The sequence below is a fragment of the Rufibacter psychrotolerans genome (assembly GCF_016924645.1).
GTDB classification, from domain to species: Bacteria; Bacteroidota; Bacteroidia; order Cytophagales; family Hymenobacteraceae; genus Nibribacter; species Nibribacter psychrotolerans.
The window spans coordinates 266,886-293,060 of record NZ_JAFFJV010000001.1 but is presented as its reverse complement, the minus strand read 5'-3'; the positions used below and the strand labels follow the sequence as shown (position 1 = coordinate 293,060).

20 protein-coding genes are annotated in these 26,175 nt (G+C 52.1%); all 20 read right to left on the bottom strand.

All coding sequences use genetic code 11. The annotated features are described in order from the left end of the window. Positions 1-31 precede the first annotated feature (31 nt). The 20 genes from JT718_RS01130 to JT718_RS01035 all read right to left on the bottom strand — a co-directional run bounded on the left by JT718_RS01130 (position 32) and on the right by JT718_RS01035 (position 25,412). Entirely contained in the window at positions 32-1,102 is a 1,071-nt protein-coding gene (locus JT718_RS01130) for a glycosyltransferase (protein WP_205499828.1), read from the bottom strand. Beyond that, positions 1,102-2,571, bottom strand: coding sequence for a lipopolysaccharide biosynthesis protein (locus JT718_RS01125; protein ID WP_205499827.1), 1,470 nt, complete (start codon positions 2,569-2,571; stop codon positions 1,102-1,104). Before JT718_RS01125 ends, JT718_RS01130 begins: the two co-directional genes overlap by 1 nt. A gap of 6 nt (positions 2,572-2,577) precedes the next feature. Beyond that, complete coding sequence (locus JT718_RS01120) at positions 2,578-3,411, bottom strand: polysaccharide pyruvyl transferase family protein (protein ID WP_205499826.1); 834 nt, start codon at positions 3,409-3,411, stop codon at positions 2,578-2,580. A 180-nt stretch (positions 3,412-3,591) separates the two neighbouring features. After that, positions 3,592-4,551 (bottom strand): glycosyltransferase family 8 protein, encoded by a 960-nt coding sequence (locus tag JT718_RS01115; protein ID WP_205499825.1) that lies wholly within the window; start codon positions 4,549-4,551, stop codon positions 3,592-3,594. Between the two features lie 105 nt (positions 4,552-4,656). After that, positions 4,657-5,850, bottom strand: a complete 1,194-nt coding sequence (locus JT718_RS01110) for a glycosyltransferase (RefSeq protein ID WP_205499824.1) — start codon at positions 5,848-5,850, stop codon at positions 4,657-4,659. 62 nt (positions 5,851-5,912) lie between these two features. Then, a complete protein-coding gene (locus JT718_RS01105) occupies positions 5,913-6,689 on the bottom strand; it encodes a glycosyltransferase family 2 protein (RefSeq protein ID WP_205499823.1) in 777 nt (258 codons plus the stop codon). Between the two features lie 47 nt (positions 6,690-6,736). Continuing rightward, positions 6,737-7,594: a glycosyltransferase family 2 protein gene (locus tag JT718_RS01100; protein ID WP_205499822.1), complete on the bottom strand. Its 858-nt coding sequence runs from the start codon at positions 7,592-7,594 to the stop codon at positions 6,737-6,739. Positions 7,595-7,727: 133 nt separating this feature from the next. Then, positions 7,728-8,606 (bottom strand): glycosyltransferase family 2 protein, encoded by an 879-nt coding sequence (locus tag JT718_RS01095; protein WP_205499821.1) that lies wholly within the window; start codon positions 8,604-8,606, stop codon positions 7,728-7,730. Positions 8,607-8,675: 69 nt separating this feature from the next. Further along, on the bottom strand, positions 8,676-9,323 hold the full coding sequence (locus JT718_RS01090; protein WP_240336852.1) for an acyltransferase: 648 nt from the start codon (positions 9,321-9,323) through the stop codon (positions 8,676-8,678). Positions 9,324-9,377: 54 nt separating this feature from the next. After that, complete coding sequence (locus JT718_RS01085) at positions 9,378-10,580, bottom strand: glycosyltransferase family 2 protein (RefSeq protein WP_205499820.1); 1,203 nt, start codon at positions 10,578-10,580, stop codon at positions 9,378-9,380. Between the two features lie 152 nt (positions 10,581-10,732). After that, on the bottom strand, positions 10,733-11,938 hold the full coding sequence (locus JT718_RS01080) for a glycosyltransferase family 2 protein (protein ID WP_205499819.1): 1,206 nt from the start codon (positions 11,936-11,938) through the stop codon (positions 10,733-10,735). A 70-nt stretch (positions 11,939-12,008) separates the two neighbouring features. Then, positions 12,009-12,965, bottom strand: a complete 957-nt coding sequence (locus JT718_RS01075; protein ID WP_205499818.1) for a glycosyltransferase family 2 protein — start codon at positions 12,963-12,965, stop codon at positions 12,009-12,011. Next, positions 12,958-14,304: an O-antigen ligase family protein gene (locus tag JT718_RS01070; RefSeq protein ID WP_205499817.1), complete on the bottom strand. Its 1,347-nt coding sequence runs from the start codon at positions 14,302-14,304 to the stop codon at positions 12,958-12,960. The genes JT718_RS01075 and JT718_RS01070 overlap by 8 nt, the downstream gene beginning before the upstream one ends. A 257-nt stretch (positions 14,305-14,561) precedes the next feature. Next, positions 14,562-16,745, bottom strand: coding sequence for a GumC family protein (locus JT718_RS01065; RefSeq protein WP_205499816.1), 2,184 nt, complete (start codon positions 16,743-16,745; stop codon positions 14,562-14,564). After that, the gene (locus tag JT718_RS01060; RefSeq protein ID WP_205499815.1) at positions 16,742-17,485 is read right to left on the bottom strand and encodes a TolC family protein; all 744 of its coding nucleotides are present in this window, start codon (positions 17,483-17,485) and stop codon (positions 16,742-16,744) included. The genes JT718_RS01065 and JT718_RS01060 overlap by 4 nt, the downstream gene beginning before the upstream one ends. A gap of 15 nt (positions 17,486-17,500) precedes the next feature. Beyond that, the gene (locus JT718_RS01055; RefSeq protein WP_205499814.1) at positions 17,501-18,667 is read right to left on the bottom strand and encodes a sugar transferase; all 1,167 of its coding nucleotides are present in this window, start codon (positions 18,665-18,667) and stop codon (positions 17,501-17,503) included. Positions 18,668-18,672: 5 nt separating this feature from the next. Then, positions 18,673-19,053, bottom strand: coding sequence for a response regulator transcription factor (locus JT718_RS01050; RefSeq protein WP_205499813.1), 381 nt, complete (start codon positions 19,051-19,053; stop codon positions 18,673-18,675). A 503-nt stretch (positions 19,054-19,556) separates the two neighbouring features. Continuing rightward, entirely contained in the window at positions 19,557-21,422 is a 1,866-nt protein-coding gene (locus JT718_RS01045; protein ID WP_205499812.1) for a response regulator, read from the bottom strand. 207 nt (positions 21,423-21,629) lie between these two features. After that, positions 21,630-23,006: a sigma-54-dependent transcriptional regulator gene (locus JT718_RS01040; RefSeq protein ID WP_205499811.1), complete on the bottom strand. Its 1,377-nt coding sequence runs from the start codon at positions 23,004-23,006 to the stop codon at positions 21,630-21,632. Positions 23,007-23,522: 516 nt separating this feature from the next. Then, positions 23,523-25,412 (bottom strand): ATP-binding protein, encoded by a 1,890-nt coding sequence (locus JT718_RS01035; RefSeq protein WP_205499810.1) that lies wholly within the window; start codon positions 25,410-25,412, stop codon positions 23,523-23,525. Positions 25,413-26,175: the final 763 nt, after the last annotated feature.

The following is a 26,175-nucleotide window of genomic DNA, read 5'->3' as shown; positions in this document are numbered from 1 at the left end:
GACATCTCGCCAAGCAATCACCAGGCGGGGCTTAGTTCAGAAGAGACCGGTAAAAGGCAATGGTCTGGTCGGCGATAAGCTGGGGGTGTAAGGAGTCTATTAGGGGAGTTGCCGCCTCAAGCCTTTCAGCATCTTGTTTTATTTCCTGCATGCTTTCCTTCAGCACCGCTGGGGAGATCTGCCCCTGGTACGTCTTGATCCAGCGGGGGCCCACCTGCTGCTTCAACTCCCGCAGGGCCCAAAGATCAGGCGCCAGCGTGGGCTTATGGAAACTCACGTTGAGCAGGGCCGAACCAGAGTTGAAGATCTTGTTGTAGGGCGTAACCACCACGTCTGCTCCGTTAAAGTACAGCTGCAAATCTTCATCTTCCACAAAGGAGTCTATGAACAGGATGCCGGGTGCGTCCTGCAGCACCTGGGCCAGTTCCTCGCGCACATCTTTATGGACACTGCCGGCAATAAGCAACAGCGCCTGGGGGCACCCCAACGCCTTATAGGCCTTTACCAACCCGGTTACGTTCTTGTATGCCCGTATCTGGCCCAGGAACAGGAACACAAACTTGTCGGGCGGAATGGCCAGCCTTCTACGGGCCTCCAGCTTGTCTACCTCATTTGTGTAATAGCCCTGGTAGTGCGGGTGATTGATATGGGCGAACTTCTGATGCCCGTTATGGGTGGCCTTTTGCCTGATCAGCTCCAGGCCAGATTTGTTGAGGCTAATAAACCCATCTACCCTGCGGTACAGAAAGGCATTCAATTTTTGCTGCAGCGCCGGAAAGTTTCCCTCATGGTCTTCCAGGTTGTGCACCGTCCAGACTACTTTCTTCCCCAGGAGCTTGATCAGGTTAACGAACAGGAAGAACACGTTCAGCCGGAGTCCCGCTTTCAGGAAGCTGCTGCCGTAGAGCACATTAGTGGGCCAGTGGATGTGGAATATCCTGTACTTGCGGGAAAACCCGAACTGCAGGCTTTTTTTAACTGAGAAGTCATATTCATAGATCCCATGCCCCTGCCGCTCAATGTTGCTGTAGAGAATGTAGTTGTAGGGGTTGCCTTTTCTGGTGGAATAGGCAGGGCACGCCAGTATACCAAAGCCTTTCATCAGTTATACACTTTTTGCTGTTTGAGAACCTTCAGGTACAGCATTTCTACCAGGTACTTCTTGTAGGCAGCCGGCATGAAGGCGTACATAAGCGAGCAGTAAATCAAGGCCCCCAGCACAATCAGGGAAGCCAAGCGCACCAACAGCATGCTGCCCGCCATGAGGTCTGCCACGCCTATGAGCACCCCGGCCATGACCAGGGCAGAGAACAGTGGCGGCAGAATGGCCTTTACATAGCGCTGCCAGCTGATACCGGTCAGCATGAGCGCAAAGCGCACCGAAACGGGGTAAAGCAACACGGCCCTCCCGGCAAAAGCCAGCGCGGTGGCCAGCAGACCGAAACGGGTGAAGATGATAAAGGCCACCACATTGGAGATGGCGTACAGAAAGGTTAACCGGGTTTGCCACTGCGGTTTGTTCTTGGCCACCATCACGCTCTGGTTGTAGTAGCCAATAGACGTAAGAAAACCCATGACCGTCACCACCTGCATGATAGGCACCGATTCAAGCCACTTTGCGCCCAGAATGAGCAGGGTAATGTCTTTGGAGAGCACGGCAATTCCTATGAACACCGGGGCAGTGACCATGGCGGTGAGCGTGGTAGAGTGCAGGTACATGCGGGCCAGGCCCTCGTCATCATTCTGCAGGTTGGCAAACGCCGGCATGGACACCCGCAGCAGCGCCGTGGAGATCACCGTGTTCAGGGTGCTGGAAATTCGCTTGCCAGTGGTGTAGATACCCGTGGAGACTGGCCCCAGGTAATACGTAACAAAGAAGATGTCACTGTTCTGGTTGGCGGCGTTGCTCAGGTTAGACAAGGCAATGTACTTGCTGAAGTGCACGATCTCCTTCAATGAACTTCGGGACACCTTGATGCTAGGCCGCCAGGCTGTTGTAAACCAAAGCAAGCCCAGTTGGGTCACGGCGGTGGTCAGCTGCTGCGCCAGCAAACTTACCACCCCATAGCCCTGCAAGGCCAGAATCACCCCAATTCCGCCACCCAGGGACACGGAGATCAGAGACCTGATGGCAATGGTGCGGAAATCCATGCGCCGCCGCAGCCACACCTCATGGATGCTGGACAGCCCGGTGGTTAAGATAATGAAGCTGGTGGCCCGCATGACAGTGGCCAGTCCCTCAGAATCGGTCAAGTCCTCAAAAAAGTTAGCGGTGCAGATCAGAAACAGGAAGGCCGGCAACGAGCACCCCAGGCAAAGCCAGAACGCGGTGTTATAGTCTTCCTCCGTAGGGTCAGCTTTTCTGATGATGGCCGTGACAATACCGTCATTGATCACCGCCACAAAGATGTTCACAAAGACCAGCGAAAACGAAAGAAGGCCAAATACCTCCGGATGGAGGATTCTGGCCAATACAATAAAAACACTGAGCGTTACGGCCTGACGAAAGAAATTGTCGGCAATAGCCCAAACGGTGCCTTTCAGAAAACTTTTACCCGCATTGTTACTCATTTTGGCTTATTTCTCCCACAGGTCAATTGGAAAAGCATCTAACAGTTTCTGGGGGGCAAAGACGGGGGGCGCCATGCCGCCCATTTCCAGGGCCTGGGCCACCGACGTCGCAAATTCTATGTTGCCACGGCCCGTTCCCTGCAGGTAATCATTATACTTGAACAGGTTCTCGGTCTCGGTGAGCCTGATGTAGCACGCCGGTATGCCAAAAGCCTCGGCAATGATGAGTCCATGCAGCGAGCTGGCAATCACAAACTCGGCTTTCAGGATTTCCTCCACGCATTTGTTCCAGCCCCAGGTAGGCGAGATCACGTTCTCCAGCCGCAGGTTCTTGGCGATTCTCAGGTCATGCAGGTTGGGCACCACCACGTAGCGTTTCTGGGCTTCTTTTTTAAATCTGCCCGGAAAAATATGCGGAAGCAGCAAGGCCGGGTCACCGTACACCTCGGGCACCTTAATGCCCCGCTTCTGCAGAAACTCCCTGGTCAACGGCCCCCTTACCGCCCGCACGTCCAGGTCTGAGAACGTATGCTCGGCCACGTCCACTTTCCCGTTCAGGCCGGTGCCCCAGATCACGTCATGGTCAGCGGCGAAGTGCAGCACAGAGCCAATGGCCAGCATGGTACGGGGGCTGGCGGTTTCCTCTTCCAGCAGGTGGTTCCGGTCGGCCAGGATTTTCGTCACGATCACCTTAGACAGGTGGTCGCCAAAATTCAGACTACCATCAAGGGGCTTCCAGTAGAATAAGTTAACGTGGTTGAAGTTGATGGTTTCTGGCTTTGCCTGGGGCTCTGGACTAGAAAAGGTGAGGCGTCTGAGGATTCTTTCAGAAAGGGGCATAATATTTTTCAAGGTTGTACTCAGGGATATCACTCCCTCTGTATGCGTTGGAATGCGTTATTACTTCATTTCAGGGCCGTTTTTTTCAAAAGGCAGCCAAACTGCGCATGGCTCATCCACCTGCTCGGACGGGCGGCCGGGCTCCTGCCCTGCGGGGCCTCCACTGGCAGTAACCCCGGTTCACAGTTGTTCAGCAATGGTGACTACTATCTTCACCCTCACTGACACCCCGAACATGACCAGCCCGTAGCAGAACACTTTCTTGAGGATCTTCCTGAATTTGTTCCTGGCCTTGGCCAGGTAAATGCGGGAAGAACTAATCTGTGACTGCCCGTTCCAGGGCGTGAGGCTCAGGTAATCAAAGAACAGCGACTGGTAATAGGTATTGTAATTGTATGATTTGTAAATGGGCTTGGTAGACATGAAATGGATGATGCAAGGCTCCTCATGGTCGCCGGTGGCGAAGTAATTCCACAGCACGTCCAGCTCCAGCCACTTGTCGGCCAGCACTACGTTAAGCCCGTACTGGTCCGGGAAATTGGCGTAGCTTTCATTCACCTTGATGCAGTCCAGGATTTTACGGGTAAGGTCTGCCTCTTTCCACTTCTTCACGTCTATGAGCAGCAACCCGGTGTTGAAGTACTTTGCCTCGCCGTCCAGGTTCAGCTCCTTGTAGTTGACCACCCCGCCCCAGCTGCAGTCAATGGTTTTGATCCGCTGGTCCATCACGGCCGCAATGATCTTGTCCTGCATGTCCATGGTCCAGAGCTGACTGATGTCTGCCTGCACAATCATGTCCACGTCCAGGTAGATCACCCGCTCTATGTGCGATGGAATAAAATGGGAAATAAAGAACCTCATGTAGATGTTCAGGGGCCAGGAGCTTCTGTCCAGGGGCAGCTCCACGCCGGCCGGAATGGCATTCTTCATGCTGATCCAGTGCAGCGCGCTCACCTCTGGGTTAATGGAAGACTCCAGCTTCTTTTTGGTCTTGTCCATTACCCGGTCTTCCACCACATAGAAGTCTAACCGCTCCCCAGTTTTGTGGTTCATCTCAATGGATTTGATGAGCGCGGCCAGCAGCACGATGTAATGATCGTCTGACACCACGACAATAGAGATAGGCCCAGAACCTTCCATAGGGGGATAGTTAACTCTCTTTTGCTCTAACATCACCTCAACATCACCTTCAGCTGTATCCATTCTACTAAACATTTGCGATGATTATCAAGATTTTACTAAAGGTTATTGCGCAACAAGCTGCGACTGACCAATACACTCCAGCAATACCGCCGCTACATTCTCCCAGGAGAACTCCCTGGCAAACTCAATCCTGCTTTCCTGCTCCTGCCGGCTGTCTTCGGCCAGGGCCATTTCTATCTGGGCAATAAACTCGGCGGGGTTGGAGGCCAGATAGGTATGCGACTGGAACACTTCGCGCATGGTGTTGGTGGAGGTGGCCACCACGGGTTTCCCCATGGCCAGGTACTCCACTATCTTCAGCGGAAAGTTGCTCCTGGTAATGTCATTCACGATTTGCGGATTGATGCACACATCAAATTGCTTAAGGTAGGCCGGCACCTGGCTGGTGTGCTTTACCCCCAGAAAGTGCACATTGGGCAGGGCATGCAACGCACTCTTCCTGAAGTCCTCGTCTTCCTTGCCAATGAACACAAAGCTCCAGTGGGGCCTTTGGGTGGCAAGCCGCACCATCAAGTCCAGGTCCAGCCTCAGGGTAATGAGCGCGCCAACATACCCAATGATGGGGCCCTTGATCGCTTTCAGGTCCTGGGGAACTGTTTTGCTCTCGGTATGGAGGTATTGCTCCACGTTAAACCCGTTGCCTATGTAGTAGCTGTTGGCGTTGTATTTCCTGGCCCTTTTTGTAAAATCATGCGAATTACACACCACGGCATCTGACTTCTGCATCAGTTTGGGCTCCAAAGACGCTCCGTGCTTTCGCCAGTAGGGTAAGCCCAGGGTGTAATCCCGGTCCAGGTAGATGTATTTCTCAGGCTTGAGGAGTTCCTTCAGATAATAGCTCCGGAACATGTCTTTGTCATTGATCAGGATGAACCTGTCAAACCCCAGCGTATCTACTGCCTCCTGTATATCCTTGGCCAGCCTACGGTTGTTCACCCAGTTCAATGCGGAGAAAACGGGCGTAAACGGCACCCAGTTGATTGATTCAATGACCCGGGTGGGGTTCAAGGCCCACAGGGTGGTGTCTAGCTGCACAAGTGGGTTTTTCTTTTCCCGGATGGCCCTCAGGTGGGCCTCCACGTACTCGTCGTTCCTGGAGGCAAGCGTGGCCCTTCTGTCTACCGGAGAGTTCACGTACAGCACGTTATGATGCTTCGCCAGTTCCTTCGCCAAACAGGTAGACGTTGAATCCCGGTCTGTGTTGATTCTCTGGAGGCTTACAAAAACGAAGTTCATAACAAATGGATTATAAAAAACTCAGGTTACTTCGCGGGCTTTCTTAGGAAGCCCGGGTGCTGTTATCGGGCAAAGTGTATATCAAAATTGTATTTGACCTGCCGGTAGATGTCGCGCCCTAAAGAGATGAGCGGGCTCTTGCTCTGGCGCCAGCTGCTGCGCTGGATCGTGCTGGGCTCCTCGGCGGAATTCTTCTGCAGAAACAGGCTTTTGAAATCATTGAAGAACAGGCCCTTCCCTTTTTTCTGGATAAACGAAAGGCACATCAGGTACTCAGCCTTGTCTGATTTTATCCCCTCCACGTACCTGCCGAACTTCTGCAGGAAGGTAGACCGCCTCAGGTGCGGGTGGTCTGTGTAGTAGTAGATCTTCCGGTAGTTGGTGTACCAGGGCTTGATGCTCATCCTGGAGTACCCCTTTTTGTAGGGGGTCAGATACGGGTAAGCTGAATACGCATAGAACCTCACGATATCCAGTTCCTGCTCCTGCCGCATGAGGGCCAGGGCGTCTGGAAAGTGCGTTTTAAAGGCGGGCAAGGGCACAAAGTCTTCCTGCACGTACAGGGTGTAGGGCGTCTTTACGGCTTCCTGGCCTTTGTTGAGGTTATGGGCCAGGCCCTTGTTCACCGGTGACGTGATCAGCCGGAAAGAGTAAGTCTCCTGTAACTGGCGTATGGCCTGCAGATGCTCGGGTTTGCTCCCGTCATCAGACACCACTACCTCGCCAAACCTGCAGCCCAGTTCCTCATACGTTCTCAGGAGGCGCTCCAACGAGTTGCTACGGTTGTAGTGGGTGATTAGCAGGGTAACGTCCTCAAAAATGCTCAGTCCAGTATCCATTTGTCTAGTGCCGTTATAGGTCAAGTGCGCGGTAATGGGGTGATAGATTATCGGTTAAACATGCTGATGTTCTTAGGCATGCGGGAGTTGAAGTGGTTTTTAAAGCGTTTCAACTCCTTTACAACCCGGGCCTTGAGGGCTTGGGAGAAGTTGCCGGTGCGCTGCAAGGTACGCGGCCCGGTCCAGACGCGGGCCTTGTTGGACCTTACCTGCTTGATCTTGCCGTACTTCATCAGGCCCAGGCAAAGCTGCCCGTCATCTCCCCAGAAATTGGTTTGGATGAACCCTACCCGCAGTCCGTATTCCTTCACGTAGCCCATGCTCAGGCCAAACGTGTTGTAGTAGGGCCGTTTAATGTGCCTGATTTCAGAGATCACGTCCTTCAAAGACTCCAGAATAAAGAGCTTCCAGCGCGGGAAACCGGGCTCGCTCAAGAAGGAGTACCGGCCGTACACGCACATCACTTTGGGCTGCATTAAAACCTTCACCATTTCATCTACCCAGCAAGAGGGGTAATAGCAGTCTGCGTCGGCCAGCAGGATATACTTTCCGGCGGCGTTTTCCTGGCCAGTTTGCCGGGCTGGTCCGCACCCCTGCTTGGCCTCAAACAAGGTTTTCACATGCAGGCGGTCAATGGTTTCCTGGGTCTTGTCTTTGGAGTTGTTGTTGATGACGATGATTTCAAAAGGAAACCGCGTTTTCATCTTTGCAAGACTTGCAATGCACCTTAAAATGTTCACCTCCTCGTTCCAGGCAGAAATAAGGATGCTTACCAGGGGGCTTTTGCTCTGGACCAGGTCTAAGTCACGGTTGATCTTCTCAAATACAGATGCAGGAATGTCCTCGTATTTCTCATAGGAAAACTTCAGGTCATCTATCCAACCGGGCTCAGAAAAAGCTCTCATAAAGTGATTCATTTAACTAGTACAGGGTATGGTCTTCTCAAAGTCACTGGCCTGCTAGCAGGCTAGCACAACAGTAAAAAAATTTAATCAAATATATATTAAATTATACTTTATTTCTATGTAAAGTTTAAAGTTATATCAGTTCTTGCTGAACTACAGTCTTTGCCACCAGGCTCTTTTGAAGGGACTTCTCTGAGGCCCTTTTCTTGCCTTGGGTTTGCCGGGCGGTAAACATCAACTCAAGGGTGTGCTTGAGCAGGCGGTACTTGAGGTACAGCCACCTCAGTAAAAGAATGGGAGGCTCCTTTTGCTGTTTCCACTGCGGCCGGTCCATGGTGCTGGGCTCATCTGGGGAGTTCTTCTGCTCAAACATGCCCGTGAAGTTCTCAAAGAAGAGGCCTTTTCCTTTGTTCTTGATAAAGGAAAGGCACATGTCAAACTCAACCTTGTCTCCCCGCCTGCCTTCTTTGTACCGGCCGAACTTCTGGCAGAACGTGCTGCGCCGTAAGTGCGGGTGATCACTGTAAGAGTAAAATTTAAGGTGATTGGTGTACCAGGGCAGGGGTTTATAGAGCATTTCTGAGAATCCTTTGCCGTGTGGCTTGAGGTAGGGGTACTTGAAATAGGCGTAAAACCTGATCAGGTCCACGTCATCGTGCCGGCTCATGATGTCCAGTGCTTCCTGGAAATGCGTCAGGAAAGCGGGCTTGGGGATAAAATCTTCCTGGATGTACAGGGTGTACGGGGTCTTTACCGCATCCTGCCCTTTATTGATGTTGTGCCCCAACCCCTTGTTGCTGGGGCTGGTAAGGAGCTGAAAAGAAAAGGCCTTCTGCAGCTGTTTCAGCACCTCCAAGTGCTCGGGCCGGCTGCCGTCATCTGAGACAATCACCTGCTCAAAGCTACACCCAAGCTCCTGGAACGACTTCAGCAGCCGCGCAAGGGAAGTACTCCTGTTATAGTGCGTGATCAGTAAAGTAACATCCTGAAAATTATATCTAGCACTCTCCATATTTGCTAACTTCAGAATGACAGCGTTGTTTCCAATTAATGAATGGGCGATTCTCAATGCTCAATTGCGTTAGGCTTTAACAATTTCTACCTCCTGGGGTTTGTATGCTTTTTCCCACGCTGCGGTAAGGAAGTTGTACCGTTTCAGAACCCGGGCCGGGTTCCCCCCCACAATGGTGTAGGCGGGCACGTCTTTGGTGACCACGCTGCCGGCGGCCACCACTGCGTGTTTTCCTATGCGCACCCCGGCGGTGATCACCACGTTGGCCCCTATCCAGCATTCATCTTCTATCACAATCTCAGCGGCACTGCAGGGCTGGTCTTTGATGGGCATGGTCACGTCTTCATAACCATGGTTCAGGCCAGAGATCACCACATGCTGCGCGATGATGACATGGTCACCTATGGTAACCGGCCCAATCACCACCCCATACAACCCAACAAACGTGTGGGCCCCAATGGCCACAGGCCCCATGCCGTTGTTGATGACAGCGTAGTCTTCCACCACCGAATGATTGCCCACACTGAAGCCATTGAACGGCAGCACATCTAACCGGGCGGTAGACCGGAACACGGCATTGTCTCCCTTGCGGTGGTAAAAGGGATTTATGAAATTCCTGACCCACCACCGGGGCCTTGCCTGGTTCCTGGGCATGAGCAGGTACAAAGCCAGTGCTTTCAGCCGCGCGTTTGTCTTTATGGTCTGTAGGATGCTCAAGGTGGTCTAACTTACATTTTATACAATACCAACAATATATATAAACTAAATTAATTAGTCTATAACTTCATACTGCCTAACCGCAATTTTGGGTTCCACGGTGCGGTCTGCTTTCTCCCAGGCAGCCGGTTGGGCATTTCTGAGAAACCTGAGAAAACCCGCAAAAACGGCCAGATTCATCAGCGTGAAATAAAGGGGAAGCACCAGCAGCTTTACCTTGCGCCCAGCCGACGCGGCCTGCCAGCCTAACCAGGAGAGCGTGTAGAACAGCACCTGCAGCACAAACAGCCCCGTGTAAATGCCCCCTTTTTGCCAGGCCAGCCCTAAACCGAGCGGCAGCAGGAGCGCCAACATCAGCGGGGCCAGGCTCCAGCGCAGCACCCTGTGGGACACGTACAGAAAGGTGACCAGGGGCTGGTGGAACGGGTTCAGCAGGGCGCCCAACCGAAACATGGACTGCCACCCGCCGGCACAGATCCGCACCTTGCGCTTCATTTCCTCCGCAATGGAGGCCGAGGGTGTCTCTGAGGCAAACGCCGCAGGTTCATACACCACCTTATACCCTTGTTCCACTATCCGGAGCGACTGCACAAAATCATCCAGGATGGTGTCTTTCTCCAGCGGCTGGTACAGGTCTGCCCGAAAGGAAACCAGCTCCCCGGCGGCCCCCATCAGGCTGTAAATCTCAGAGTCGCAGCGCTTCAGGAAAGACTCATACTTCCAGTACAGGCCTTCGCCGGCGCCCGGGGCAGAATCCAGAGCCAGTACTTTCTTTTCGCCAGACACGGCCCCAACTTGAGGGTTCTGGTAATGCTTTACCATCTCCCTCACCGCCTCCTGGTTCAGGTAGGAGTTGCAATCCGTGAAGATGACATAAGGCGTCTGGACAAACTGCATGGCCCGGTTCTCGGCCAGGGCTTTCCCGCCTCGCACGGGGGAGTGCAGGTGGAGCAGCTCCGGGTACTCGGCCAGCACCTCTGCGGAGCTGTCGGTGGAGCCGTCGGTAATGAAGATAAGCTTCAGCTTCTCTTTAGGGTAGTCCAGGGCCAGGCTGTTGGCGATCTTGCTCTCCAGGATAGAGGCCTCATTGTAAGCCGGCACCACCAGGGTAACCTCAGGCTCAAACGGCTGCAAGGCCAGCGGCTTCCTAAAGCGGGAAACGCATTTGGCCAGGCCCCAGGCTACCACTGCATAGCCGCAGTAGGTATAGAAAACCACCGCTGCTGCTATCCAGAAACATATTTCCAGAACTTCCATACAGATTCTTTAACAATGAAAACTTGTTGGTCCTTGGGGTGAGGCGCTAATCGTTTCTCTTGATGTTCAGCCCGCTGAAGAACCCAATTACAAGGAACACCAAGGCGGGGAAGGCGAAAATTTCAAATGGCATAGTATGGATGGTTTAGGAGTTACACGTTAATTTCTGAGGAAACCGACTTTACTTGGTGGGGGGTTGACAGGAAAGACTTCTTGGCTTTCTTGATCTGGAACAAGGCCTTCACCATACAGAAAAGGGCGTAGGGCAGTTGAAGCAAGGCCTTCCCCAGCCTGTCGCTTTTGTAGAACCGGGCGGGCAGGGCAATGAACAGGGCGGCGCTCAGCATCACCAGCAAGGTAAACCAGAACCCGGGCAACGGCCCGAAGGGGATTAGGAGGGAAATCAGGAAAAACAGCCCCAAAACGCCTATCAGCAGAATTCTTGGTACCAGGAACGCCTGCACCACTTTGTTGAAGAACTCCACGTTGCCGCGCTTCAGCAACTGCACCACGCCCTCCCAGGCGTACTTTTTCAGGAACTCCACCTGGGCGGCAATCCACCTGGTTCTCTGCTGGGTGAACACCCGTGCGTTCTCTATTTTCTCATCATACACCAGCACCTGGTCTAGGTAGCAGATTTTTTCCCGGTCTTTCACAATCCGGAAATCCAGCTCCTTGTCCTCGCCCACGGTTTCGCCAATGCCGGCCAGCAGTTCTTTGAGGTAAGAAAAGCTGAACGCCATGCCAGACCCAATCAGGGCCGAGGACATGCCAATGGCGTAATGGCCTTTCCGGTAGATGTGGTTGTTGATTTCCTCGTTGCAGGCGTCCAGGAAGGCGAAGGAGGTGTCTATGTTCTTGGCGGTTCGGTGGGCCTGCACCACCAGGTACCCGGCCTCAAAGGCTTTGTTCACCTCCTCCAGGAAATCTGGTCCCATCAGGTTGTCCACGTCCAGAATGGCCGCAATGTCATACTTGTGCTCGGGCAGGGCATCCAGCGCCGCCGCAAGGGCTTTGCCTTTGGTGCTTTTCTCAAAAAACACCTCAATAACGTCTACCCCGCTCGCCGCCAGCTGGGTAACCGTCTCCGGCTCCAGCCCATCGGCTATCACTACCACGTCAAAGCCGCCCCGGTACGTATGCCGCAGAGCGGCCAGGCTGGTTTCCAGCACCACCTCATTGGCCTTGTAGGCCGGTATGAGCACGCAAAACCGTCTGTACTTCTGCACCACCACCTGCAGGGGCTTCACGGTCAGGTGCCCGGCCAGCGCGAAGAAAAGCAAGTAACAGCAATTGAATAGAAGAAAAGCGCCAATGACATAAAGGAGGACGTCCAGCACTTGTACTATTGTGTTCATTCCTGAATCTTAAACGGTGGTTGTGATAAGCCTCTCTTAGCTGTTTCTGGGGTGTTTTGACGAAAGAGGGCTAAAAACGCTGGGGCATTGCCCCCTCATAGACCTGGTGGGCGGCCACCTTGCTCTGCAAGATCCGTTCATGGATGTTGCGGGCCGTGGCATGCCACATCAGCCCCTTCAGCAAAGCCCTCAGATGGTGCCACTCCAAGCGCAGGGTGAACTCCAGCACTTTCTTGGGCAGTGCCGCCAGCATGAAAATCAGCAGGCTGGTCAGGAAAGCGATGCCGTGGACATTCCTGCGGAGAAAGAGCAGACGGTTTCTGTTCATGTAGTAGGTTTTCAGGACCGAGGCCTTCCCCACCGAGATGGACTCTTTGTGGTATACCTTTGACGGGCCCACGTAATGGCAGGTGTACCCGCCCCGTTTGATCATCTCGCACCAGTCCAGCTCTTCATAGTAGAGGAAGTACTGCTCAGGCATGGGACCCACCTCTTTGATCACCCGCCGGGGCACCATCATGGCGGCTCCGTCGGCCAGCGCGGTGCTCCTAACCCCGTCATACTGCCCTTTGTCCTTCTCCAGTTGCCCCACGGTGATGCTCCGGCCGGTCCAGGGGTTGATGCCGGAAGAACCGGCGTACTGGATCAGGCCTTCGGTACCGTAGTACACCAGCTTCGGCGAGGCGATGCCCGCCTGCGGGTCTGCCTGGAACAACTCCACCAGGGGCTCCAGGAAATCGGGTTCCACCTCGGTGTCGGTATTCAGGAAGAGCACGTACTCCCCCGTTGCGTACCCTATGCCCAGGTTGTTGCCCCCGGCAAACCCCAGGTTCACCGAGGACCTGATCAGCTTCACCTCGGGGTACAGCTCCTTGATGATGGCCGGGTCGTCTGACGGGGAGGCGTTGTCTACGATGATGATCTCAATGTTGGGGTAACTCACCTTCCGGAGCGACGCGACCATTTCGCAGGTCACGGCCGCCTGGTTGTAGTTCACCGAGACAATGGAGACTAAGGGTTTACGCATGAGCTTCCAATGGTTGGGGTTCCAGTTGCTGGGCCTCTTTGTCGAGCCGCGGCCCCTGGAAGATAAAGGCCCAGGAAACGTAGATGATCATGGAGGAGGGCATCATGTTCATGATCTCGTTACTGTAACTACTGATGATGATGCCGGTGAAGCCCGCCGTGAGGGCGGTAAGTTTGAATTTGAGCCCCTTGTCCTTCGTTCGCCAGACAATCCCGCAACTCTTGCCGATGATGTACATCATGAGGCTGATCCAGATCACAAAGCCCGGCGTACCGTACTCTGCCCAGATCTTTACCCAGTAGCTGTCTGGCGGAATGGAGGCCAGGTAGGTCCCCTGGTTGTAGTTACGGCCGGTGAAGCCAATGGCGCCCACGCCGCCCCCGAACGGATGCGAGTCAAGGTACCGCTGAATCTTTACCTGGTTGGTAAGGCGGGTGTTGAACGAGGCATCGTGGGGTCTCAGGGCAGAGCGCATCCTTCTGATCTCAAAGTGGCTTTGCCCAATGGTGGTGAATTTCAGGAAGCAGAACCCCGTTACCACCAGCGTGATCGCAATAATGGTCACTTTGAAGTTCTTGTTGATGAACACTACCACGCCCAACCCAATGAAGATGGTGAACAAGGCCCCCCGGGTACCGGAGATGGATTCGCCGTACAGGAACGCCATGGCGGCCAGCGCGCACAGGACTCTCTTCCAGAGTTTAAAAGGACCGAAGGCCAGCACCAGCGCCACTACAAACAAGTGGGCCTGCGAGGCGCCAAACTGGCTGGCGTCTGTGTAGAAGGAGAAGGCCCGCAGCTCGCCAAAGATCACGTGGGTGACATAGCCCGAGGTAGCCAACCAGGTCTGCTCTGCCTGCGAAAGCCCCAGCTTGATCTGTTTCACGCCGTTGAGCGTGGCCAGCAGGGAGAAAGCGATGATCAGGATCAGGAAGGTGTTCAGGTCTTTGTTCTTGTTGAACACCAGCATGCAAAGCGGCACCGCCAGGATCCACAGCAAGGTGTATCTGAAATCCAGCATCCAGCCCAGGATGTTACTGCTGGCCGGGTTAAAGAGCTGCAGAATGTTGATCATCATCCAGCCGAAGCCCAGGACACAGATCTCGTTCTTGATGTTGGCCCACTCAAACTCTTTGTTTGTATGGAACAGCACCGACAGCCAGGAGAGCACCAGCAAGGTTTCAATCACGTACAGGTACGGGAAATTACCAATCTCGCGGGCCAGTAAGTTGAAGATAAAGCAGTAGCCCATGAACGCCACCAGGCCAACTTTGGGCTCCTTGAAGATAGAGAAGACAAAAGGCAGCACCAGCAGGACACTTAGTATCAGACCTGGCATGAGGAAGCCCATCTGGGCGGTCAACCAGCCAATACCCACTGCAGCCAGTATTCCTAGGGGAAGTAAGTAATTAAAAGCTCTTTTTTCTGAAGATAAGTGAAGTTGCCTCATGGTAGCTTGCTTTTGTACATGTAATCATCCAAAACCTGGCGGGGTTTTGAGAACCCTTCCCTCACCCCTGTACTTTTGGAGGCGGCGGTGAAAGGAAGGGTTCTTTTGGGAAAGCTGTTTTGGGGATGTTTTCCTGAAAACAGCCGTTAAACGGTTTCCAGGGCGGGTAAGCTCTTAGGTGACTGCAGTGCTTTCTGCTCTGGCTGCGTGTGCTTAGGACGTACCACCACCATTTCTTTGGCGTAGTCTGGCTGCACAGAGCTTAGAACTGTCTCAATGGGTGCGCTGGTCACCTTCCGGATGTTCTCAAACATGGTCTTATCGGCTTGCTGCCATACGCGGTTAGCCTTCACGGTCAGGAGCACCAGGTCAAGATGCTTGAACAGGGATACCGGGTAGGTGTCTTCCAGCACGGCCGGGAATTCCACGATCACCACGGTGTTGCTCATGAAGGTCTCGCCGGCCAGGTCGGCAATGCTGGCATCGGTCAGTACGCCTTCCAGCGGCGCGTAGAAGCTGCAGTTGGCCTCGGCCGGAATCTGGCCCTTGTGGCTCTTAGGATACAGCACCTGCGTTTCAATGCCCATGGAGATCAGGTTATTGGCCAGGGTGTTGCACAACACGGTTTTTCCTTCGCCTGACATGCTGCTCAGCACCCCTACCACAAACGGATAGGCCGAGTCTTTTTGCTTCATTTTCAGGATCAGCTGCCGGGCAAGCTGGTCTTCGGCGTTCTGGGCCAGTTGCAGCTGCTTAGAGCTGGTGGAGTTGGTGGCGGGCAATACCCCGAAGATAGGGTACTCAATCTTCTTGGCGGCAATAGAGGGCTTGCGCAGTGACTCATCCAGCAGCTCGTGGGCCAGCAGACCGCCCAGGGTTAACAGGAACACACCCATGGACCCGAACAGAATAAGCAGGATGCGGGTCAGCTTGGTGGGGCTGCCGGGCATGAAAGGAGGGTCAATCACCTTTAACTGAGACGTAATCTCAATGTTCTGCTGGTTCAGCTTGCTTTGGTTCAGTCCCTCCAGTTTGGCCAGGTACTCCTGCTCCGCCATGGTCACATCACGGGTAAGCTTTCTGTTCTCCGCTCCCAGCGGCATCAGCTTCTCGTACTCCACGGCGTAGGCCTCTCTGTGTTTGTTAACCAGGCCCCGCTTGCTCTTCAGTTCCTCCAGCAGGAACGTGGTTCTTACCCAGTCGGCCAGCAGGTTGGTGGTGGGCAAGCCTTGTACGGTGTGCGTGTTGTCATAATGCTTGTCCACGGAGCTCAGCATTCTTTTAGACAGATCATCGGCCTCTTTTTTCAGGGCGTTCAGTCTGTTTGCCTGGGCGCCGGTGGTCTGGCCTTTGTTCAGGAGTTCTAACTCGGCTACCTCAGTAGTGATCTTGGCGAGTCTGCCCTTCAGTTGCAGCACTTCCTGGCTGTACAGGTTAGGAATGCCTCTGGCCTTTAGGCTCTGCTCCAGTGAACGCAGCGTTGACAAGGCACCCGCATACTCAATCTCCAGATCATTGGACTTGCTCAACAGCGTATTTTTCTCAGTGGTGGTAGAGCCCACCTGCGAGTTGTAATCTATGATGTTGTTGGCCTGCTGGAAAGCCAGTAGCCGGTCCTCGGCCAGTTTCAGTTTGGTGAGGGCGCTGTCGGTCGCCTTGGTGAAGTAATCCACCACCGACTCAGACTGGGCAGTAAACAAAGATCTGTGCTTCTCCAGGAACAGTTGGGTCAAGAGATCCAGGGTGTTCTTGCACTGGGCCGGGTCACCTGAGTAGTAAGAGATCTGCAACAGGTCGCTGTCACCAATTCTTTTGGCTTCTAGGGTTGAGAAAGCGTCGGCTGAGTAGCCCAGCTCGCCTGAGTCAATGAGGAGCTTCACCGGGTTGTCACTGCCGGAGTTGTAGGCTTCCGCCACGTTCTTGGCGGTTTCGTGCAGGGTTGCCCCAACCAGCCTGGCCTTCACGGAGCCTGGAACAAACTCCTGCAGCTTCTGGTAGGCCTCCTCGCTCAGGATATTAGGGTCATGCTTCTTCAGCATGATGTGGGTGGCGAAAAGCCGGAACCCTAGCTCTTTTCTGATATCGCGGGAGTCAATGATGGAGATCAGGTTGGCAAAGCCGTCTTTGGCCACTTTGTACTGGGTGGTACTCTTGGTTACGTCGCTGAGGTTGTACCCAGACGCGATACCGGTGTAAATGGTGGTGTTAGAGGTGTACTCGTCATCCTGGTCTTTGGTAAAGAAGTAGATAGACGCCGCCGTTACCGAGGTCACTGCCAGGAGCAGGAACAGATTACGGGAAATTAGCCTGAAAATGTCTTTTAGTTTCATTTGCTTTGTATTAAGTCGATTAGTCTCTTTCCAATTGTTTCTTCCATCATTAATAGCTGTGTCTCATAGTTCACCTTGGCTTGCTTGAGGGCAACCGCCGAATTGGTGTAAGCTTGCTGCACATTAGACATGGCATCAATCTGTATTTCACCACTCTTGAATTGCTTCTCAGCAAGTTTGTGTGTCACAACCGCTGACTGGTAGGCTTGCTGCTGTAGTTCCAGTTGAGATTTGGCCAACACCAGGTTCTGGTACAGGGTAATCACCCGTTGTCTGACCGCCCGTTCGGCTAACTTGCGGTTACCTTCCGCCTGGGCGATTGCCAGATCCTGGCTCTTGATTTGGTTGTGTCGGCTGAGCAACTGGCCTAAGGGCAATGACATGGAAAGTCCCATATTGTATCTGGCCCGAAGAGGAGCGTCAAAGGCGTTGAAAGAGTTGATGGGTTCCCCGTTCAGGCTCCAGGCATTCATGCTGCCGTAGGTATACGCAGAGTTGATGGAGAAACCGCTGTAGAAGTTTTTACGGATGATCTTGCGCTGCTCAATGGCCTGTAGTCTCACGGCATCGGCGTTTTCCAGTTCAGTGGCGTTGGCAATGGCGGCCTGCGTGAGCAAAGGAAGAGCGTACTCTGACACAAAGAGCTTCTTCTCCCAATCAGCGGCCTGCTTAGGGTCGCTCTGGGCCAGCACCAGCATTCCTTGGAAGGCCAGCAGAACTGCAAGGGTAAACTTTTTCATATTCAACATTAGATTTTACACATTTTCTTTTTGAAATAAGGCGGGTATGGTTTTGATCAGGATGTATAGGTCCTTTTTAAGGGAAAATTTCTTAGCGTATTCAATGTCTAAAGCTTTTCGCTCTGCCTCTGACATGCTTCCTTGCCCCCGCTTGCTCACCTGCCACAAGCCGGTGATTCCGGCGGGTGCTATAAACCGGGCGGCATACTCGTCGGTGGTGATCCTTTCGGCCTCATACACCGGGAGGGGCCGGTTCCCTACAATGGACATGTCGCCTTTGAGCACATTGTACAACTGGGGCAGCTCATCCAGGCTGGTGTTCCGGAGAAACATCCCGAACCGGGTAATTCTGGGGTCATTGGCAATCTTGATAAAGGCGGCACCGGTTTTTGCTTTTTTGGCCTGGAAATACTGCTTCTCGCAGATGATCTTGCCCTGCTCGTCAATCAGTTTGTTGCCACACTCTGTCCCGTTCTCTGAGCAGGCAGCGCAGATGGCCAGCAGATCGGTTACTGTCTTGCTTTCCGTTGGCTGGTACTGGTTCAGGTCTTTAATGGAATCCAGCAACTGATCAGCGTCTTGTCTCATGGATCTGAACTTCCAGAATTTGAAGATCTTGTACCCGGTGCCCACTCTGTAGGAGTAGTAGAAAGCAGGGCCTTTGGACTCCAGTTTTATCAAGACCACAATCAGCAGCAGCAAGGGCGAAAGAAACAGCAGCGCCGAGGATGCTACCACCACATCAAAGATTCTTTTCCCTATGGGGTACCGGTAGGCGTACACGCTGTCAACCGGGGCCACTACCTCTTGGCGGTTTGCCAAGGCCAGGTACTTCATCCGGGTTTTTACTCTGTCCATATCTGGTTTTCGATAGAAGATGTCTGAAACACCGGCGGCCATCAGCATTCTCTGCAGCGCCGGGGAAACCACATCATGCGCTAACCAGATCACGGGCATGGGCCGGGAGAAACGCGCCTTGATGGTTCTTAGCAGGTTGATGCCAAGGGGGGAGTTTATGGTGGCCGCATTGATGATAATCTCGTATTGATCGCCTTTTTCCAATGACCGTAAGAATAACCTAGGGTTGTCAAAATGCTTTACTTCAAAATCTGCGTCTAGCGCAGTTTCAAATTGGCAAGCCTCCTGAACGTCTGGGGAAAGGAACACAACCCTTGTCTTCATGGCCCTTAGGAAATCTTTACCCTTCTTAATACATTCTCAATCCGGACTTCCAGTTCTTCAGGATTGAAAGGTTTTACCATGTAATCATCTGCCCCGGTTTTAAGGCAAAGGATCTTGTTTCTGGTTTCTTCCTTACCAGACAGCATGATCAATGGAATGTCCTTAAACAGCGTGCTTGCCCTTAGTTGCTTGATAAAATCAAGGCCGTTCATAAAAGGCATTTCAAAGTCCGCAACAATGGCATCTATATGGTTCCCTTCCTCCAGCCAGGACATAGCCTCTTTGCCGTTTGACTTAACCACAACCTGATAAGCCCTTGAGAAGTAGTGTTCCAATATCAACCCGATTGAAGGCTCATCATCAACTATTAATAAAGATTGCTTCATCTTGTCTTTTTTTTACAAATTATATGAAACAACCGTGCCAAAGTGGTTTGTATAGCAATTAACAAGGATAAAATATAAATCAAGGAAATTTACCCTAAAACGCTTCCCATTTTGAGAAACCATGTGTTATAATGGGAAGCAATGGAAAGGCAGAGGGTACAGAAAGGGACTAGCAGACCCATAGGAACTGCAAGCACCCGTTGTGCTTGCTTGTCGCTCACTGGGAGCTCATGGCTGTTCAGGAGCTAGCCTACAATGGCACCAGGAGGTCTTGCCAGGGTGAAAGCAAAACAATAACTACTGTCAGTCAGGATGTTAACTCAAGCCAGGCAATTAATGAACAGCCTCTTCCCTCTACCTTGGGACTATCTCAGAGAGGCTTTAAGAGAAATTACCCATCCTTGCTGGAAGGATTTGCGCTGCCTTCGCCTCTACCCTACGTTATGGCCTGGCGAGGCAAAGCCAGAAGTAAGGACAATGTACTAAGGATAGGCGAATCTGCCCTAGGCATGATGCATGGCCAACTCCTCGGTGAACACATCCACTACCTTCTGGGAGGTTTCCCTGACAATTTCCATCAACCTTTTCAACTCATACGGGTTGGTAGTGGTGTTAGCGATTTCCTCTATCTTCCGCATCGCCTCAGCGGCCTTTACAACCTTAATATTGCCGTAAGTAGACTTTAAACTGTGGGCGATCAAGGAAACCGTTTCCCAGCGCTCCTGCTGAATGGCCTGCTGCAACTTGGCCAGCTGGGTGGGCACTATGTCTACAAACAGCTTCTGCATCTTCCTGATAAAGACCTCATCCTTGGCCATATCACCCAGCCCGGAGAAATCATAGAGAGGATTTGGCTGGTTGGCTTTATCTGCGGGCAGCAATGACTGGTGCTTTAGATAATTACCGGTATTCTTTGAGATGCAGAGGAACAGGTCAAAGGCATGGTATGGCTTCTTGAGGTAATCTGTGAAGCCGTATTCTTTGAACCGGGCAGGATCAAGATTGGCTGAATTGCCGGTAAAGGCCACAATGGGCGTTTGGCGGTTAGGACCTTCTGATTTCCGGATTAAGGAAGTTGTCTCCAGGCCACTGATGCCCGGCATTTCAATATCCATGAGAATGAGGTCATAGTTCTTCTGCGCGGCCATGGAAATACCTTCCTCACCCTGGCAGGCAACGTCTAACTTGGAATTCCAGTTTTGAATCTGGTACTTCACCAAAGACTGGCAACTCTCATTGTCGTCTACCAGCAGAAGGTTCAGTTCCTTCAGGTGGTCAGGGTGCAGGAATTTACCAAGCGAGGGGGCTTGCACCCGACTAACCGAAAAGGGCAACACAAACTCAATGCTTGTGCCCTGACCGGCTTTGTTCTCCAGCCATACCTTGCCTCCCTGCAGTTCAATCAACTTCTTACAAGTATAGATCCCCAGGTCAAACCTGGGGTTCTTGCCCGGCTCCTCAGAGGCAAGGGCTATTTCTGGATGAAAGAACTCCCCAAACCCCTCCATGCTTTGGTCAAAGCCCAGGTTGTTGATGGAGAAGTGTAAATACAATGCTTTCTCTACCTTCTCTTTCTGGAAAACCGAGACAACGATATCCTTGCTTTTGGTATACCTAACGGCACAGTTAATGAACTTAACCAGTATGAGATTCAGGTTAGCCGGGCTGAGGTCCACCAGCGGCAGTTTGGCCACGGGCTGCGAAAAATGGATGCTCACATCCTGCTCGGCTGCCTTGAGCGAGAGCAACCGCACCGTGCTGTCCACCAACTCTACAATGTCCACTGTCTCGGTATCAAAGGCGAGGGCCCCTGTCTCCAGTTTGGTGTACTCCAGAATATCTTTGGGCACGTCCAGCAGGTGGTCAGAAATAGACAGGAGTGAGTTCAGGTATCTTTTCTGGTCTTTGCTGATGAACGTCTTCTTTAAGAGTTTCACCAGGCTTATGATGGCATGGATGGGCGCCTCCAGCTCTTTGCTGACATCGGCCAGGAACCTTTCTTTGGCGGTAAAGGAGCTCTCTGCTATTTGGAGGCTTTCTTTCAGGTTGGTTATTTCCGAAGACGTAGAGAGCAGACAGCGGAGACCATCTTGCTGCACAATCGCTTTCTTTACCGTCAGAAACCAAGCTCCCCTGCCGTCTTCCATTTTAAAAAACTCCTCAATCCGGCACTCTTCCTCTGACGCAATCACCTCCAGGTCCCGTTCAAAGGAGAAATCAAAGTCTATGCTCCCTCTCTCCAGCAAGTCTTCCAGACTACATTTATGCATTTGCGCATAAGCCGTATTTGCCCATAGAATCTTGCCCTGTGCATCTTTGACATACGTTGGACTGGGGCTGTTCTTAAAGATTTGCTCAATTGAGTACATAGGCTATAGAATATATGTATGCACCCTGCCCCTCCACTAACCAGGTAGTGCCGGGGCAGGCTCCCTTACTTTGATTAATTAGTATGTATGTATTTCTAAGCTGCTGGCCCCTCCGCTACCCCATTATGTGAAAAAGGGGTAATTTCCGAAAAAGACCCTAAAAACAGCTTTTACTATCCTTTGTACTGCCCTTTACCATCGAACTCCTTACCGCCGGTGCTCTGGAATAAGGACTTCTCCTTTCTGGATCATTCTGTAAATGGTTGATTTTCCTACTTTCAGTTTATCAGCCACATACACCACATTGTAATTATATTTATCTAAATACTTTTGTACAATCTCGTAGATATACTCATCCAACGTTTTCTCCTCTGAGGAGGCAGCACTGATGTTTGCCTGCAGTTGGATCTCATGCTCCGTGATGACGTGCGAATCTGCCAGTACCGCGGCCAACTCCACCACTGCCTTTAATTCCCGCACATTGCCCGGGTATGGGTGGTTTAACAGCTTTTTCTGGGCACCGGCTGAGAAAAACTTTTCTTCCAGGTCATTCTGTTGACAGTAATCTTTCAGGACTTTGTTGGCAATCAACAAGATATCATGCCCTCTTTCCCGCAGGGGCGGTAACTGCACCTGAACCCCCAGTAACCTATAGAACAAATCTTCCCTGAAGTTACCTTTTTTTACTTCATCAATCAGGTTGCGGTGCGTGGCGGTAACAATACGCACTTCCACCGGAATGCTTTTGTTTGACCCTACGGGCGTCACCTCCCTTTCCTGCAGCACCCGCAGCAACTTGGACTGCAGATTGATGTTCATTTCGCCAATCTCGTCCAGAAACAGGGTGCCCCCGTTGGCCTCCTCAAACTTACCCACCCGCCTGGAGGTGGCTCCGGTGAAGGCGCCTTTTTCATGGCCAAACAGTTCGCTCTCCAGCAGCTCAGACGGCAGGGCGGCAATGTTCACGGCCACAAACGGCATTTTAGCCCGCTTTGAGTTTTGGTGAATGGCTCTGGCAATGAGCTCCTTTCCGGTGCCTGTCTCACCGGTAATGGTTACATTGATGTTGTTCACCGCCGCCTTTTCCACCAACTGGAACACCTTCTTGATGGGCTCAGAAGACCCCACCAGTTCGCTGCCCAACGAGTATTTTTGCTTTACCTCGTTGCGGAGGGTCTCCACTTCCTGGCGGAGGGCTTTGGTTTGCTTGATTTTTTCAATGATGCTCCAAAGCCGTTCCTTGGTTTCATCGTTCTTCACGATGTAATCAAAAGCCCCCATCTGCAGCAGGCTCACCGCCTTGCGGATATCTTCCTGCCCCGAGATAATGATGACATATGATTTAGGACTCTGCCGTAAGATTTGGGCCAGCACCTCTTCACCGGTACCGGAGGGCAAGTGGTAGTCAAGGGTAATAATGTCCGGCGCTTCTGCCAACCGCCCCATGAATGCATCAGCAGCGTTAAAGATTTCAACCTGATGGTCAGGGTTCAGTGAAAGATGATAGCTTAAGAACTGCGAATACCAAATATCATCTTCAAGAACGAATATCTTAACGGGTGAACCATCTTTAAACTCAGACATGCAGGAGGAAACTATTAAAAGAACAATTAACCAATCAACCAGTGCCAATTTATAAAAGAATTATGACAATTTTAATGACATAAACACATTTATAAAGTACTTTTTGTTCTTTGCTTAGTAGAATGCGCTTGGTGTACCTCAACTAACAATTTCCCTGCCAGATCTTGCCTCTGCATTGGCCAGAAGTATCTCTCAGTAAGCCGGTAAGGTTGAAACGTGAACGGTTGGAAAATAAAGGAGGGTTACGGTAGAGAATACGGGGAAGGAGGATTGCCGAGGATTGGGGGCAGAAACATCACCGGCAGAAGCCATGCTTGCCTCTGCCCACGCTAGGGCGGGGTGAAAACCTTACCAGTGCCTATTGCACCCAGGACCAAATGGTTTAGCCTTATTTTCAGGAAAACAGGAAGAATACCGGGCAGTGGCTTTCATACCCTCCCTGGTATCATTCCTGTTTCCTGGCCATCAACTTTGGTGGCATAAGACCAAGCGGATAGCGCAACAAAGCTAGAGCGGTTAATTATACACCTTCTGGTTCTCTAACAGCTGCAACAGTTTGGTAAGGAGTTCCTGCGGCACAAAGGGTTTGGAAAGGTAGTCCTGCACTCCTGCTTCCACAATTCGTCTGCGCTCCTCTTCATTACCGTTTGCGGTTAAGGCAATAACGGGCACCTGCTGACCGGCTTCCCGTAACTTGGCTACAGCATTGAAACCGTCCAGCACCGGCATGTACAGATCCATCAGCACCAGGTCATAAGAACTGGTATTGATTTTCTCCAGCGCGGTTAGCCCGTCCTCGGCGGTGTCTACCTCGGCATGCCAGCTGGTGAGCAGCTTGGTAGCCACGGTCTTGTTCATGACGTTATCATCCACCACCAGGATCTTCACGCCCCGCAACTTGTTGCCAGTAACCCTGCTGCTGCTTACCCTGGGCACCGTCACCAAAGACGACTGGGGCTTGGTGTACCTGAGCCGCACGGTGAAAACAGACCCTTTGCCAGGGGTGCTCTCCAGGGTAATGCTGCCCTTGTGCAGGTCCACCAGGTTTTTGGTGATGGCCAAGCCTAAGCCAGAACCGCCAAACATCCGGTGGGTGGCAGGGTTTGCCTGTACAAAGCGCTCAAACACCCGCTTCTGCTTTTCCAGCGGAATGCCAATGCCGGTATCAGCGATGGAAAACTCCAGGACCCATTCTTTATCGGTCTGGTAGATCACCTCCACGCCCATTTTCACCGATCCTTTCTCGGTGAACTTGATGGCATTGCTCAGCAGGTTGTTCAGGATCTGCATCAGCCTTACTGGGTCGCCGGCTACCTCGTCGGGGGTACGCGGGTCAATGGAGAGCTCATAGCTCACCTTTTTATCAGAGGAGCGCAGGCAAAGCGCCTGGTGGGTGTTCTTGAGCAGATCCTTCAGGTGGAAATTCACTTTCTCCAACTCTACCTTACCGGCTTCAATTTTTGAGAAGTCCAGGGTGTTGTTCACCAGCGCCAGTAAGTTCTGCGAGGAGAAGTGGATGGCGTTCAAGCTGTCACGGTGTTCCTCCTGGAAGCTTTCCTCCTGCAACAACAGGTAGGTAAGTCCCATGATGGCGTTCAGCGGGGTCCGGATTTCATGGCTCATATGCGAAACGTACTCGGCTTTTACCCGGGCATTTTGCTCCGCCTTTTCCCTGGCGTTCACCAGGGCCTGCTCTTTTTCCACGTATTCGGTGACCTCCTGCACGGTGCCCACCAGTTTAACCACACCGTTTGGTTTGCTGATGGACTTGCCCTTCACCCGCACCCACGTTGGCTGCCGGCCGGGCAACTCCAGGGTGCAATCCAGGCTCTTGCCCGTTTCCAACAGCGCACGCCAGGCTGCCGCCAGCACGCTTCTGTCTTCTTCCCGCAGGTAAGGGAACAGGCTGCTGAAGGCACGCAGGGGCGTAGCAGAAGAAATGGCGAACACTTCATGGACATAGTTGGTGCAGAAGAAGGCACCCGACTCTACGGCGTACTCCCAGAACCCCGCCCCCAGCAATGACTCCACTTCTTCGCTGAGCACCCCGGTCTGGTGCAGGTCTTTAAGCCTCTTGTTGGGCTTCTCGTGCAGTTGCACCTTCTCAAAACTGGCTGGGAAGCCATCCAGCACAAAACTGCCGGCGGCGTCATACTCCTGCAGACAGTACGGACGGTTGCTCTCCAACACCTGCGAAATGCCAAAGGAACGACCCTCGCCGAAGAGCTTGGCCACCTTTTCGCGGCACACGTTTAGCTCTACCCCTGCCTTAGACACGGCCTCCAACGCGCTCATGAGGGCCACTGGTTCTGTTACCCCCAAGGCCTTTCTTTTCCACTCCCGGTCTGTAAGCAAGCCCAACAGTTCTATCCCCTGCTCTTTCAACGCCGACAGGAATGACTCCAAGGCAAGCCTTAAAGTCTTCAGGGTCAACGCGGAAGGACTAGGGGTAAAAAAAGCACCTATCTCATTCAATAAATCAGAATATTCTGTTTTTCTATGGCCTTTAGCTAATTTAAGTGACAGCAACTGCTTCATTCCTTGAGATTCATTAACGGAGATCGGGGCAGACTTCATAAACGTAACATTTACTTATTCTTATGACCAAGATACAATCAATTATTACTTTAATCAATTATACGGCAAGATTTTTAAAAATAATCATGCTCCGTTTATCCATTTATCCATAATAAATCATTTACAACTTAGAATATTCATATACTTTTAAATACTCCATTTTAGCGCCGTGATTTATAAAATTTACCAAATTCTGCCTGTAGCCCTGCGTAACTGATTATTTCTCAAGCCCAAGCAAACCGGCAAGGTTTGATTTACAAATTCATAAAGCGTCCCGGAAACGGGTGCAGCTCCTATATTGTAAAAGTCTATATTTCCCTCTCCTTGATTTTTCTAAAAAAAACCTGAAAACATTTTTCAGCGGGGGCGGTAGCTATCCCAGCAGCAGACTGTCGCTAGCTTTTCCTGTGTCTGGTCCTCTGTTTGGGCCGGCGCATCAGGAAACGTTGGTGCACTTGTAAGGGTAAGGCAACTACCCATTCATCAGCTCACGGGAAGAACACCTGGAGCCAGTGCCTTCAAATTTAAGCCATCTGATGAACGGATGTGGGGGAAAGATTTAAACGTAACCTAAGCCCTAAAGTTTAGCTAA